This window comes from Candidatus Melainabacteria bacterium RIFOXYA2_FULL_32_9 (assembly GCA_001784615.1).
GTDB lineage: Bacteria > Cyanobacteriota > Vampirovibrionia > Gastranaerophilales > UBA9579 > UBA9579.
In genome coordinates this window covers 1-14,223 of record MFRQ01000067.1, presented here as the reverse complement: position 1 = coordinate 14,223, position 14,223 = coordinate 1, and the positions used below count along the sequence as shown (strand labels likewise).

At 32.2% G+C, this 14,223-nt stretch carries 11 protein-coding genes; 5 read left to right on the top strand and 6 right to left on the bottom strand.

Going from position 1 to position 14,223, the window contains the following annotated elements; translation table 11 throughout:
• Positions 1-664 precede the first annotated feature (664 nt).
• Together A2255_06695 and A2255_06690 are read left to right on the top strand one after the other, a co-directional pair.
• Entirely contained in the window at positions 665-970 is a 306-nt protein-coding gene (locus A2255_06695; protein ID OGI21119.1) for a hypothetical protein, read from the top strand.
• Positions 971-972: 2 nt separating this feature from the next.
• Complete coding sequence (locus A2255_06690) at positions 973-1,500, top strand: hypothetical protein (protein ID OGI21118.1); 528 nt, start codon at positions 973-975, stop codon at positions 1,498-1,500.
• Here A2255_06690 and A2255_06685 read toward each other — a convergent pair.
• From A2255_06685 to A2255_06660, 6 genes are all read right to left on the bottom strand, one after another.
• The gene (locus tag A2255_06685) at positions 1,497-2,810 is read right to left on the bottom strand and encodes a hypothetical protein (GenBank protein OGI21117.1); all 1,314 of its coding nucleotides are present in this window, start codon (positions 2,808-2,810) and stop codon (positions 1,497-1,499) included. The genes A2255_06690 and A2255_06685 overlap by 4 nt on opposite strands.
• Positions 2,811-2,814: 4 nt before the next feature.
• Positions 2,815-3,897 carry a hypothetical protein gene (locus tag A2255_06680; protein ID OGI21116.1) on the bottom strand — a complete coding sequence of 361 codons (1,083 nt, stop codon included), beginning with the start codon at positions 3,895-3,897 and terminating at the stop codon, positions 2,815-2,817.
• Positions 3,898-4,201: 304 nt separating this feature from the next.
• Complete coding sequence (locus tag A2255_06675) at positions 4,202-8,992, bottom strand: hypothetical protein (protein OGI21115.1); 4,791 nt, start codon at positions 8,990-8,992, stop codon at positions 4,202-4,204.
• Positions 8,993-9,422: 430 nt separating this feature from the next.
• Positions 9,423-9,830, bottom strand: coding sequence for a hypothetical protein (locus A2255_06670; protein OGI21114.1), 408 nt, complete (start codon positions 9,828-9,830; stop codon positions 9,423-9,425).
• The gene (locus A2255_06665; protein OGI21113.1) at positions 9,817-10,758 is read right to left on the bottom strand and encodes a hypothetical protein; all 942 of its coding nucleotides are present in this window, start codon (positions 10,756-10,758) and stop codon (positions 9,817-9,819) included. Before A2255_06665 ends, A2255_06670 begins: the two co-directional genes overlap by 14 nt.
• Complete coding sequence (locus A2255_06660; protein OGI21112.1) at positions 10,758-11,399, bottom strand: hypothetical protein; 642 nt, start codon at positions 11,397-11,399, stop codon at positions 10,758-10,760. The genes A2255_06665 and A2255_06660 overlap by 1 nt, the downstream gene beginning before the upstream one ends.
• Before the next feature lie 190 nt (positions 11,400-11,589).
• Between A2255_06660 and A2255_06655 the strand changes: the two genes are divergently transcribed.
• From A2255_06655 to A2255_06645, 3 genes are read left to right on the top strand one after another with little or no spacing between them, the layout of a single operon-like run.
• Positions 11,590-12,633: a thiamine-phosphate diphosphorylase gene (locus A2255_06655; protein ID OGI21111.1), complete on the top strand. Its 1,044-nt coding sequence runs from the start codon at positions 11,590-11,592 to the stop codon at positions 12,631-12,633.
• Between the two features lie 25 nt (positions 12,634-12,658).
• The gene (locus A2255_06650; GenBank protein ID OGI21110.1) at positions 12,659-13,432 is read left to right on the top strand and encodes a hypothetical protein; all 774 of its coding nucleotides are present in this window, start codon (positions 12,659-12,661) and stop codon (positions 13,430-13,432) included.
• Entirely contained in the window at positions 13,425-14,072 is a 648-nt protein-coding gene (locus tag A2255_06645) for a hypothetical protein (GenBank protein ID OGI21109.1), read from the top strand. Before A2255_06650 ends, A2255_06645 begins: the two co-directional genes overlap by 8 nt.
• Positions 14,073-14,223 lie beyond the last annotated feature (151 nt).

The window sequence follows — 14,223 nt, the reverse complement described above, 5'->3', positions numbered from 1 at the left end:
TATTTCTCCTTTTTTATTACTTGCTATCTAGGCCTCACATATATATAAAAAACTCTAATGATATAAAAAATCAATAAAGAGTATATATCGTTACAGTTGTTTATAATACATAAATAATCGATCATAGATCGATTATTGGGCTTATTTAATATGTTTAGCTAATATATAAGGAGGAAAGAAAAAATACTTACTGATGTCATGCCGGACGTGTTCCGGCATCTATATAGTTAACGCTTATAGCTTTTATTTGCATACAGGATAGATCCCGAAATAAATTCGGGATGACATTCTACTGTTTTTTAGGTAAAAACTTTTTCTTGCATACTTATTTACTTAAAAGTGTGGTTTAGCTACTAAGAGCCTGTCTGACTAAAAATATAAAAATCAGGCTATGATATAATTACAGGCTCGTCTTTTGGACTTAAAGTTGCAAGCGGCTTGCTTGGCAAGGCGATTCAACTTTAACAAGACAGCTTCTAAGAATGACGGTGCGTGTCATCCTGAGTGGTAGCGAAGGATCTCTGAGATTCTTCACTTTGTTCAGAATGATAAAAATACAATTTTTCGCTAAATATTCTGTTAAATTAGTTAATTCTGCCGTCCAATTGAATTTATCAGCCTTTCCATATATTAATTCAAAATATAATATATGGAGGAGAAAACTATGTTCGTACCTGCCGTGCTTACATTTATTTTGTTGCATATTGCTTTTGGCTTAGCGATTGGATTTTTTGTTTTGATGTTTGCTCTTAAGCAAGAAATAAGATGGTTCAAAATATTAGGTTCAGTATTTGGATGGATTATTATAGGACTATCAGCATTACTTATGTTAGTAGCAACTATTTCAGCAATAAGAGCCCCAATGTATGGTCCTTATGGCCCAATGCATCAAATGACAAAACAAGAAAGGGCATACAAACCTTGTCCTAATTGTCCTTATCAAACTCAGGAGCCAAAGGAGACCAAGTAAATATGGTTGAAAAGAATGATCAAAGTAAAAAGGATTTCACTTTTTTAAGAGAGGAAATTGTTGACACCCAGCAAAAGCGGCGTGAGTGTTGTATAAGAAAAATGGCATATATTGTAGGTCTTTTTGGCGCTGGTTCCTTATTTACACTCAGTGCATACACGTATGGTTCTATCATTCTTTTATTCCTGACCCCACTTATTGCTTTAGCATTTGACATTTATATTGTAAGTGAAGATTTTTGCGTGAAACGTATTGGGAATTTCTTGAAAACACGGGAGCCAGAGGAGTCTCCTGAATATACGGAGTGGGAAAAATTCGTTGAGTTAAATGATGATACTCTTTTTCCTATGGCATTCTGGCTTACAACTGTGTTAATTTATGCTGCATCGTACTTTACATTACGTTCTCTGCCTGGTGTTAATCCTGCACTGATAAAAACATGGAGTATAGCTATTTTATCAGGTGTTAGTTTACTGGCAGCTTTTTCTCTTTATCTTAGAGAAAGACCCGTTTTACAACCAAAAGATTAATCAATCTTTAAAAATCTATTAACCCAGCCAAATAAAACCATAAGCTCGTAAGGTTTTGGTAAGTATAAGTCTGCGCCTGCGTCAAGGACTCTTTCTTTGTCATGAATAATTGTAGAAACAATAATTTTAAGATTTGGAAACTTATTATTAGCTTTAATTTGTCTACAAATTTCTAATCCCATTTCTGGATCTTTATCTCCAGTATCCAGTAATATCAAGTCTGGTTTATTTTTCTCAACAACAGCAACTACTTCATTGGCACAACTTGTTGCTTCTGCAATATATCCCTGCATTTCAAGAGTTGTTGTCAATAAATAAGCAAGGGCTGCATCTGATTCAAAAATAAGTATTTTTCTCTTAATCTCTTCAACCTTATCAACACTTCCTTCACCACAAATTTTAGGTCTGTCACTTATCCAGGAAGAGCCTGATTGAGCTTTAGCAAGTTTATGCATATTTATAACGGCAGTCAATGCTTCCTGATAATTGTTAAATGCCCTATGCTGATTAGAAATAATGCCTATACTGGTTGCAACAAGAGATACTCTTATTCCTGCTTTCTCATCACCATCCAAAATTAAATAACCCCTTTTTGCATCTTCAACGTTATAAAATCTTGGTGATACCGAGTCAAATGCAAAATTCAAAAATGCAGCTATTTTATCAGCTTTAAGAGGATCAGTCAGGATAATAAAGCTGTCTTCTCTGATATGTCCCAGAAAATCACCTTTATCTAGAGAAGACTTAAGTATGGCAGTATATGTTTTAAGAACTTTATCAGTTGCAATATAACCGTAAATATCGGTATATGGTTTTAAATCATCTATATCAAGATACATTAAAGCCCATTTAGCCCCTGACTTTATAGTTCTGTTTATAACTTTGTAAGTTACATTAGCTAGAGGCAAGCCTGTAATAAGGTTGGATAATTCTTCCACATGACGTCTTAAATGAGCAAAAATCCTTGCTGAAAATTCTGCTGAATCAATGGGCTCACTCATATAATCATCAGCCCCGGATTTCAATGCGTTTAATTTGTCGTCAAGATAACTCGACTTAGATAAAACCACCAAAACAGGTCTATAAAGACTGCTTTTCTTCCTGATTTGCGCACATAAATCGTTTATATTTTCCTCAAAATTATCTGCAACAATAATAAGATCGGGTTCCAGTTCCTCGATATTATCAAACGCTTCTTGGAGATTATGAGAAATAACAGCATGAATATAGCAATCTTGCTGAAGTATTCTTTTATACTTCTGCGACATTTCTGTTCTAGGATCAATTATTAACACTACTTGTACTTGCATAACCTTATTTCTCCAGGAACTTTTGTGCGGCATGTTTTTCAGGAGTTGCTGCAAAAAGCCTTGTAATAAATGTGGATCCTTGCTGTTCATTATTCTCAACAGAAATATGCCCACCCATATTCTCAACAAGATATTTAGTAATATATAACCCTAATCCTGTACCTTCTGTTTGTCTGGTTAAGGGATTATCAATTCTTGAAAATTTGGTAAAAATCTTAGGTAAAAACTCTTTTGGAATTCCAACTCCCTGGTCTACAACTTTTATCTCAAGAAAATCAGGATTATCAGGAACAAACCCTGCTTTAATTTTAACAGTTGTTCCTTTATTAGAATATTTTATCGCATTATCAATCAAGTTGGTCATTATTTGCTCTAATTTATCAGTATCCGCCCATATTGGAGGCAAATTAGGAGTTATTTCAACCTTAATATTATGATCTACAGCTTTCAGAGAGATATTCTGCAAGACAGGATCAAGAAATTCTTTAAAATTAACTGCTTTATATATAGACTTATCCCTCTTGGATTCAAGCCTTGATACAGTAAGTAAATTCTCAACAAGTCTGGTTAATCTGTCAACCTGACTCTTAATAATACTGATAAATCTTCTTTGCTTTTCTGCATCTAGCTTATCACCAGCAATCAATAGCGTATCAGCAAAACCTTTTATACTAGTAAGTGGTGTTCTTAGCTCATGACTTACTGTACTTACAAAATCCATATGTGCCTGATTCAAACAGGCTATATCCGACAAAGCAGAAATAACAAAGAGAAAATAATTACCAAAAGTCTTATGATTAATTCTAACTGGAATTTTATTGTTATTTTTATCTTTAATTTCAGCTATATGAATAAATTGCTCAGGAATATAAGTTGAATCTTTCTTGCTTGTGCAAATGGGACAGCTAACTTTATCCAGCACTATTAATTCAGAACTATATTTGCCAATTAACTCATCTTTCTTAAAGCTTATAAGCTCTTCAATTGATTTATTAGCATCGATAATCTTAAAATCTGAATTACAAAGTAATATGCCTTCCGGTATATTCTCAAAAATATCTTTATAAAATTCCAAACTGTTTAACACAATATCTATTCCCCTAAATATTATACCAATTTTAAGATAAATAAGAAAAAAGTTTGATAGCTATAAAATACTAAGGAACAAACAAAAAATTATTGCGTATTTTAAAACTCAAATCTGTCATTGCGAGCGAAGCGAAGCAATCCATTAAATAATGCTATAATTTGGATTGCCACGTCGGGCTTTCAGCCCTCCTCGCAATGACAATATCACTTTATGCGTAAGTATTTTTTGTTACCTCCTTAATATGCCCCTACTTCAAGAGAGAAATAGGAGCATATTACAGATATAATAAGCTAAAATATGATTATTTTTTAAAAATATTGCTTACCTCATTTAAAGCTTTTTTTACCTCTATTTGATAATTCTTACTTTTAACCTTTAAATCGGAGCGATTAGGAATTAATTCGTCAAATACTGATAAGAAATAACCTTTATCTTCAAGATCTTCAACAAACATTCCAACTGACTGAGCCAACAGCTCATGAGCCTGAATTTCCTGATTAACAGATTTACTAAAGGCATTAGCAAACAGGTTTATTCCTTTTCCACCCATTTCATCAATATTTTTAAGTACTTGCTGTTTAAACCCAGCTAAAGTTTCCTTAGTATCAAATCCATTTTGCTTATATATTTCCTCAATTTTTGCAAAATAATTGTTAGCAAACTCTTTTGGTTTAATAGATGCAATTTGATCTTTTGGTATTGATTCAACAAATTCTTTAAATGTTTTAGTAATAAGGGTCAGTTCTTTTCCGTGTTGATTAACAACTTCCAGGCCACCCTTTACAGATTGCACATACTTTGCAGGTTTATCCCGCATTAAATAATTTACAACGTTATTCGTTAATCCCGTATGCTCAACAAAGAGTTTTAATGTACTTTCTTTATTATTTGAGTCTCGCAGAGCATTTATGATAGAATCCAGCCCTTCAGGGGAAGTTAATGATTTATTTTCCCCTCTAATTTTAAGAGCAAAACTTGGATCTTTAAACTGCTCAGCAATTTGAGACATTTTTCCTTCACCGATATTATTCATTAATTCAAATTCGAGTCTTGCATTTTGTGCAGCTTTTAAACTAGCAGTCATATAATTAGACCAGGCATCAACCAAAACACTATCAGATGAATCTTTTTGCAGATTATTCTGATCTATTTTCAATAATTCCTTTGTCATATAATTAAGGAATTCTTTTGGATGTTCTGTTAGATGACTTTTGCCTACTTGTTTGACTGTGTCAATAAATGATTGCTGCGTTTCTTTTGAACCAGGATTATTGCCAAAATCTTTAGTCCATTTATTTAACATTTCAATTATTTTATCCTGATCCCTTGGTATTATATTTGCTTTTACGAAAGTATTTGACATCACATTCAAACCTTGTTTGAGAAATTTTATTTGCTTATCTGTCTCTTCAAACTTTAAGGGATCATCTATATGCAGATCTCTATTTTGCTTTAACTCAGATATAGCAGTTATAACTTTACCCATACTTTTTAGATTTGCAGCAGCATTCTGCTTTATCGTTTCCTGAGAATATACGCTAATTTCAGGTATAGCAGATCTAACACCATATTGATTAAATATTTGCTCTTTATTTTCCAGGCTATTAAGATGTGAAAGTGCTACAGAAAGAGTTCTGTAAATTATATACATAGCCTGTTTTGATGAATCAACTTTACCATTTTCAGTATTATCCTGTTTTATTTCATCAAGAACTTTATAATAAGTTTGCTTGAATATGATATCAGATAAAGTCTCCATAGCTCCCTCATTCATGCCTCTGATTCTCTGAACAAAGGTATAAGGGTCATCGAGTTTAATTCCAAGCTCTTCTGCATTTGAATTTTCCAATAACTCATCGAGTTTCTTAGAATCCATCGTAGTAAGATTCTTGTAAACTTCCATAAAAGCCTTATCATCTTTAGGCTCAAATTTCTTATCAATCCAGTTAACTACGGCTTTCCCAAGTGGAGCTTTTTCAAACTCAGAAACTAAATTAACATTTTGATCTAACAAGGCTTTGATTGAATCATTTTTGAATAAATTTTTAAAATTATTTTTTTGAACATCGATCAAATAATTATGTATATTATCAAGTTCTTCTGATGTTTTGGCATTAATAACAGATTCGTAAGCTCCTGGTGAAAATTGATCTATGATATCCATCATACATGCTTTTTTAAGTATAATTTTCACCGGATGATCATTTGGAATTTTATCTAAGTCTTTTCTTGATTCTATGCCTCCAGGTAATTCTAATTGCTTATTATATGCAGAATCAGATCCTCTTATCAATTTTAAGATATCTGTTTTAAGTTCACCAGATTCTTTCTCAATTTTTGATACTTTTTCAAAATTTGAGTCTAATTCTGGAATTTTTTTGCCATAATTATCTTTCAATCTGTCAAAAAAGGTTTTAACAGTATTTTTACTACCTTGCCTGCTAAGAACACCTTGCATTAGATCATTAGATTCTTCTTCAGCATCAGCATTTTCACCTCTTAAAATCATATCCATAAATACAGGATATTTATCTTCTTTATAGATTTCTAATCCTTTTAAATTCGGGATTTTTACTTTATTTGTTCCCAGAGCAGATATAAAGTCGCTTTCCGTTACACCTGTAGTGTAATTAGGAGAAAATATATATCCATACTCACCACCATAACCTTTAGTCCCATAATCGGTTCTAAGATTTCCGGCAGGATCTTTCCATAGGCTATATTTATCGTTTTTAGAACCCCAGACTTTATCCCAACTATCCTTTTCTTTTTCTCCCCAGGTATTGTCATGATAAAAGACTCTTTCTTTATTTTTTCTTCCTGTTTTGGGGTCTATAATATCTGCATAATCAACATCATAGAGATACTGGGCATGTCCAGTATATTTTTTATTGCTAACATTAGTACTATCAACACTTCCACCTTTGCCATTTTGTATGTGATCAGCACTTTTTTGGACATTTCCCTCAACATAATGAGGTGTACCGCTAGCTTGTGTAATAATACGCGCTTGTTGTCCAGTATAAAGTCCACTGCGACCTTCCTCTCCAACATAATAATGTCCGAGAGTTTTACCTGCGCGATTATATAATTCATCTAATTGTGGAGCCAATTTATGGTTTAAATCTTTATAATTTCTAACAGTTTCTCTTCTGATTTTTGAATAGTCTGATTCTATTTTCTTTAAAATCTCTTTTTGGCCTTCTGAGAAAGTATATGGTTCAGGCATTTCTAATTTTTTACCTTCTCTTCTTGCAAGTTTTTCTTGTTCTCTATACTTTAATATTTCATCAAATTTTGCTTGCAAACTATCCAATGTTTTTCTTGGTAAAATGTCACCTCTATTTTCAAGTTTTTTGAGCAAAACTTCTTTTTGCGCTGGAGCCTTTAATTCTTTTGCTAAATTATCAAGTTTCTCTGGTATGTCAAGTTCTCGTTCTTTTTGCACACGATAATATGCTGCCAGTTTAAACAAATTCTCATAATGTGTTGCTTTTGATTCTGGAGAATGTTCTCTTGCTTTTTCTTTACTTTCTCCAATAACAGATTCAAAAGCTGTATACTCGTTAAATATTTTGTTTATTACACTATTTAATCTTGATTCTTGTAATTCAGGAATTTCCGCATGAATTATTGATATAAGCTTTTGCTTTTTAACAAGATCATCTTCCCTTGAATCAATTCTTAAGTTTTTATCTTCAACTTCTTTTGGATATAACAATTTTTGTGACAAAGATGCTATTTTTCTCTCATCACTTTGTGGTGATAGTTCCTTAAGGGTGTTGAAAACACTCGTATAAGACAAATTAGCTGTACGAGTAAGCCTGGCATCAAGATCATCACCATCAGCCTTATCTCTTTTATTATATTCTTTTTCAAGATCTTTAACGATTTCTTTAGTTTTAATTGCTGCTCTTAACAAATTCTGCTCAGGTCTATATTCAGGAGCCATATCAAGAACTAAATGACTATCCTGCATCATGCCATAATTTTCTTTATCAAACGGAATAAATTTTTGCCCTTGTAATTCCCCATTACCAGCAGAATCAGCTATATGCATCCAATTAAGCGCAGAAGCATCTGCAATCCTGTATCCTTGACGAATTGCTTCCGTAAAATCAAGTTTAGGCTTTTCTACGGTAATTTTTTTCTTGTGATCAGTAACATCGTAAACTTCCATTGTAGGCTTATCATCAAACTCAGAAAGCAGGTTTGCTACATGAGTCAATTTATGTTCATGGGGTAAAGCTTTTCTAACTATAGAAATAGCCGCACACATTCCATGATATCTCTGATTTGTTTTTTTAATTGCCAATTTATCTTCATCTGGAGTTTTTACAATAAGATCATTTAGTGTTTCTGATAAAATTTGAACTTTTTTATCTTTCAGCTGTGGATTTATTTTGTATTCAGGTGACATTAAATGTGAAAGGAGCTTTAAACATTCAACTTTTTCAAAAATTGAAGCCTCTGAAGAAGCAAGAAAATAATCAATATTTCTTTTACTGGATTCTTTATGCCCTTGTAATTCTTGAGCCTCTTCTTGTGATATATTTACAGGTGCTTTATTAAACTCTTTTGAGTCTAATATTTTATTTCTTAAACTTACAGCTTCCTGCTCTTTTTGAACAGTGGGATTAGCTGATAACCAGTATAATTTGCTTGCATCTTCATCTGTTTTTACCGGTTCTGGAAATAACTTGGTAAATTTATCTTCTAATGCTGATTTATTGTCTGCTGTATTATTATCAAGAGCTTTTTTTATTGAGGTTTTTAATATTTCTTCCCAATTAACATTTTGCTTATTTTTATTATTGGCAATAGTTGAGTTTCTATCTAAAAAACTACCTAAAGCAGAATTTTTCTTAACCCCGTATTTAAGATCTTCTGCAACTGATAATAAAAATTCTATATTTTCATTGGAGTTATCAGCTGAAATTCTATCGATAGCTTCTAATATTTGTCTTTCTTTTGGTTTAAATAGTGAACCTGAGTCCTGGGTTAGTTGATTAACCAGATTGTGATCCGTTCTTTTTCCTAAAAAGCTAACATACTTTTCTAACTTTTGCCCCGTAAAATTTAATTTATTCATTTTTACTTCCTACCACTAACTTACGACAAGATTCTCTACTTAACTCAATATGGCTTAATTTTAAGCTTTAAAACCCGTGATATTTTTTTGTTGATAGTTTTTGAAAAACATTTAACAAAAGTTAAATTAGTATATGATCCAACAAGGCATATCTTTCAAAAGATACACCTTACTTAAAAACCTTTTATAATGGCAAAAAAGAAGTCCTGATTGAATTTGAACCTCTTGAAAAATACAAATTTTATTATGTTAAGCGAATAAATATTCTGGTGATAATATCACCCAACTTAAGTCATCGAGTGCCAAGAGCACTAATTTGGGTACACGCTGGAATAATTGATGACTTAAAAACGTGACGGTGTCACCTTTGCAGCTGATGATCTAAAGTTATCAGTCATCGTTGGAGCACCACTAATATTTTTACTGACTCTTATTGTTCAATTTTGAAGTTATTACAAAAAATCTCGTGAAGTATTATACGTTGCTTTGGAGTTAGTAAATGACGTTTAGATAAGAAATTTTCAAGTGCATAATAACGTAATTGTTCTTGTTTTATAAAGATTTGCTTCTGCAATTCTTTTATTTGTATGTCTGAAACATCAGGATTAGTTAGTATAAGCTTTAAACGTTCCTGATCCCTAATTAATTTTGGACGAACTATTGAATAAATTCTTTCCCAATCTTTATCAAATTCTGCAAATTTCTGTTCTTGTCTGGGCGTTAAATTCAAGCATTCCCACCTGATATCAATGCCATTTTTTGCCTCTGCCAAAGCTGACATAGAATTAAATAAGAAAATAGCAATTACCAATGCAACAATAGAGTTAGTTATTCTCATATAAAATCGATATTACTCCTTCTTGGGGCATGGAAAATGCCTGTGTAAACAAAAAATCTTCAGCTTTTGCATATTTCACAAAAACAGGACGATCAGGATTAACTACCTTAGGGTTATGACCATATGCTTTTTTCATAATTATTGGTTCTATCGTATTCATGGAGAACCAACCCAACAATGCCATTATAAATATTGCGACAATTGAAGTTAATAACTCTCTTCTATGCTGAGTTTTATCCAGTTTTTCAAGAGTGTTATTATAAATATCTTTATTAGATGCATCTTTATCTGTGACAGACTTTATAAAGTAATTTTTTACAGCAAATTGGGTTGTCTTCAGATTTTCATAATCTCTTCTACAGTGTTTACACGCTAAAAGATGCTCACTTATTTTAACTATCTCATTTTTTGGAAGTTCTCTATCTAAAAATGCAGATAAATTACTATACATCTCATTACAAGTATCAACGTTATTAAGATCTGCTTCAACATCGGGCCATAAATTGAGTTCTTTATCCATATTACAAGTTGATTTTATATAACTGCTAAGTTTTTCTATCTTGTTAAGCTCGGTTTTGCAGCTAGCACAGCTATTCACATGTTCTTCGACTAAATAATGAAGTTTTAGATCAAGCTCTCCGTCAAAATACGCTGAAAGTTCATCTAAAACTTCATTACAGGCTATAGTTTTTATATTGCATATTCTATCAACTACAGTTGAAGCCAGATTAGATTCTTTATATTCAAATTTATCAGAAAAACCTTTTAATAATCCAGATAAATTCTTTATATTTTCAAGTTCTTTAGCACATAATGGACATTTATTTAGATGGTTATCCACCACATCAGCTTCTTCATCAGAAAGCTCGTTGTCAAAATAAGCTGATACCAATAGCTTTACATGATCACAAGAGACACTATTCTCCATTATGCACCTCTTTCTTCTTCGAGATAGGGCTTTATCTGTTCTTGCAACTTCGCTCGGGCTCTTGCTAATCTGGATTTTACAGTTCCTATATTAGTTCCGGTGATCTCAGCTATTTCCTCATAACTAAGCCCTTGTAGTTCTCGTAAGACGATAACTAGTCTAAACTGTTCCGGTAAATTTTCAATTGCTTCTTTAATTTTTTTATCAAGTTCGCTACCTAACGTCTTTTCTTCTGGCATCTTAGCTAAGTCCATTATATCTCTTGTAGGTGAGGATTCTTCCGCACTTGACTCCAAATAAGGAGTATCCATTGAAATAGTTGCAAGTCTTCTGGTCTTTCTACGTAATTCATCATAAAAAAGATTTGTAATAATCTGATTTAACCAGAATTTAAAGGTATTTGGATTTCTTAGATTTTTTATTGCTCTTGCCATTCTGAATAATACTTCCTGAGCCAGATCAGGTATATCAGTCCTATTAGGGTCAAGGTGATAGAGAGTGCTATAAACGATTCTCTCATTTCTTCTAACAAGTTCTTCAAGTGCAAGATGATCATCCTGCTGGCTTTTCTGTACCAGGTCGATCATCTCCATATTCCGATATATATCCCTTAAATTCCGCTTCAACCAGATTTCCCCCATTTATAATAAAATAGTTTAATTATCTTGATTTATATACTCTCTAGCTCCCTATATTCTATGTTCTAGTGTGATATAATCACTTAGGTATATAAATTTAGGCAAGCTAGATTTTTAAGTCACCGTTTTTCCAGTCATACATAAGTTACAAGTGATATGCATTTACATTTCTAGCAAATATTAAGGATATAACTTGAATAGGATAATTGACGCCAATTTAAATAGAGCTACAGAGGCTTTGAGAGCTATTGAGGAAATATCAAGATTTTATCTTGATAATAAAATTTTGAGTGAAAAATTAAAATTTTTAAGGCATCAACTTGCTAATATTATTGATGAAAACTATAAAAACTTACTAAATTCCAGAAATACACAGGAAGATGTTGGCATAGATATAAAAAATCCTACTCAAAAAGTAGATATATGGGATATTTATAAAGCAAATTTCAAACGTCTTCAGCAATCCTTAAGGGTTCTGGCAGAATTTGCTCAGGCTGAAGGTTTAAATATACAATTATTTGAAAATGCAAGATATGACTCTTATACACTGGAGAAAACTATGTTTGAAGAATTATCCAAAAAATTAAAAAAGAGAAAATTACAGGATAAAAAGCTGTATCTTGTTACTGACAGGAACCAATTTTCTTCTCAAGACGAATTTCTTGATGCAATAGCAGCAGCATTAAAAGGTGGGGTTCAAATTATTCAATTAAGAGAAAAATGTGCAAATGCCAAGGAATTTATTGAACTGGGAAGAAAAGTTAAGGAATTATGCTCTCTATATGAGGCTCTTTTTATAATTAATGACAGAGTTGATATAGCTCATATTATAGGAGCAGATGGAGTTCATCTGGGACAAGATGATATTGATATTGATTCTGCCAGGCACTTACTTGGACAAGATGCGATCGTAGGTCTTTCCACACATTCACCCGAACAGGCTCAGTCCGCTATCCAGTCAGGTGCTGATTATATTGGAGTAGGTCCTGTATTTACAACACCAACTAAACCAGGCCGAAAGGCAGTAGGACTTGAATATGTCGAATGGGCCTCAGAAAACACAGATATTCCCTGGTTTGCAATTGGCGGAATAAATCTTGATAACGTGGATGAAGTCCTTGATGCAGGAGCGTTAAGAATAGCTGTAGTTCGAGCTATAATTAATGCAGATAATCCTGAAAAAGCTGCATCACAATTTCTGGAAAAACTTATACTTAAAGAACACCAGCATCTATAAATATAATATTTAACAGGTAAATAAAATGAGTAAAAATATAGCATTATTAACTGACTTTGGGGATTTTGATAACTATGTTGGCGTTTTAAAAGGAGTTATATTAAGCATAAATCCTGATGCTAATATTATCGATATCACTCATAAAGTTGAACCTCAAAATATCTTACAAGCCAGCTGGGTTTTAAAAACATCGTATAAGTATTATCCCAAGGGTACAATTTTTTTATCAATAGTTGATCCGGGAGTTGGAAGCAATAGAAAAAGACTGCTTGTTAAAACATCTGAATATTATTTCATTGCACCAGATAATGGACTTCTTGGTTATATATTTGAAGATATTGAAAAAATAATAAATATAGAGAATTCCAGATTTTTTCTGGATGAAATAAGCTCAACTTTTCATGGCAGAGATATCTTTGCTCCTGTAGCGGCCTATTTAAGCCAAAATAAATATGATCTCGAAGAATTTGGAAGTAATCTTAATATAAATGAGGTTAAGAAGCTTAGCATAATTACTCCTCAAAAAGTTAACAGTCAAATTGTCGGACAAATAGTAAATATCGATCATTTTGGAAATATCATTACAAATATTCCAGCCAGTTTTTTATCTGATTCAACTAAATTATATTTAAAGGAATTACATATTAATATCTACAAGAATTATACAGAGGCAGCTAAAGGAGAATTACTCGCTATAGCAGGAAGCTCTGACACTCTTGAAATTTCTCAAAACTGCGGAAGCGCACAAAATACTTTAAGCCTGAAAATAGGAGACCAAATTAAAATTGAGCTTGAATAATACAATTATCAAAGCAAAAAATTTATCAAAAACTATAAAAAATTATCAAATTCTGAAAAATCTTGATTTTGAAATCCAAAAAGGTTCGTTTATCGGATTATTAGGCCCTTCAGGATCAGGTAAAACAACTTTACTTAATATATTAGGACTAATGGACAGTTTTTCAGGAGAACTATCCATATTAGGACATGACGTTAAAAGTCTTTCTAATACTGAAAAAGCAGAACTTCGAAATAAGAATATTGGGTTTATCTTTCAATCTCATCTTCTGCTACCCGAATTAAACCTGCTGGAAAACATTAAACTACCGCAACAATTAAGCAAAAATAAAGCTTTTGATGCTCTTGAAATTTGTGAATCAATTGGATTAAAAGATAAAATCAATAATCTTCCTTCAGAATTATCTACAGGTGAGCAGCAAAGAGGTGCTTTTGCAAGGGCTATTATAAATAAACCCCAACTTGTTCTAGCAGATGAACCCACAGGAAACCTTGATAAAAATAACAAGAAAATAATTTTTGATTTATTAAAAAAGTATTCCCAGGACTTTTCAGCCACAATTATCGTCGCTTCACATGATGAAATGGTTGAAAAATATTCAGATTATACTTTCCAGATAGATGACGGAAAACTTTTTTAATAAACCCCAATCGCTAATTAATTTTATTAAAAAATTCTCAAAACACCCACCCACAAACACCCATAGGTAGCAAAGAGGCTTCGCCTCTTTTGCAATTCTCTATAATTTTTGAGAATTTTTACTCAATATTCATGCTGGTTTTTAGCTAACT

Coding starts and splice junctions, on each gene's coding strand:
- A2255_06660 (OGI21112.1), bottom strand. CDS start 11,399: ATGGGGGAAATCTGGTTGAAGCGGAATTTAAGGGATATATATCGGAAT.
- A2255_06690 (OGI21118.1), top strand. CDS start 973: ATGGTTGAAAAGAATGATCAAAGTAAAAAGGATTTCACTTTTTTAAGA.
- A2255_06695 (OGI21119.1), top strand. CDS start 665: ATGTTCGTACCTGCCGTGCTTACATTTATTTTGTTGCATATTGCTTTT.
- A2255_06685 (OGI21117.1), bottom strand. CDS start 2,810: ATGCAAGTACAAGTAGTGTTAATAATTGATCCTAGAACAGAAATGTCG.
- A2255_06650 (OGI21110.1), top strand. CDS start 12,659: ATGAGTAAAAATATAGCATTATTAACTGACTTTGGGGATTTTGATAAC.
- A2255_06670 (OGI21114.1), bottom strand. CDS start 9,830: ATGAGAATAACTAACTCTATTGTTGCATTGGTAATTGCTATTTTCTTA.
- A2255_06675 (OGI21115.1), bottom strand. CDS start 8,992: ATGAATAAATTAAATTTTACGGGGCAAAAGTTAGAAAAGTATGTTAGC.
- A2255_06665 (OGI21113.1), bottom strand. CDS start 10,758: ATGGAGAATAGTGTCTCTTGTGATCATGTAAAGCTATTGGTATCAGCT.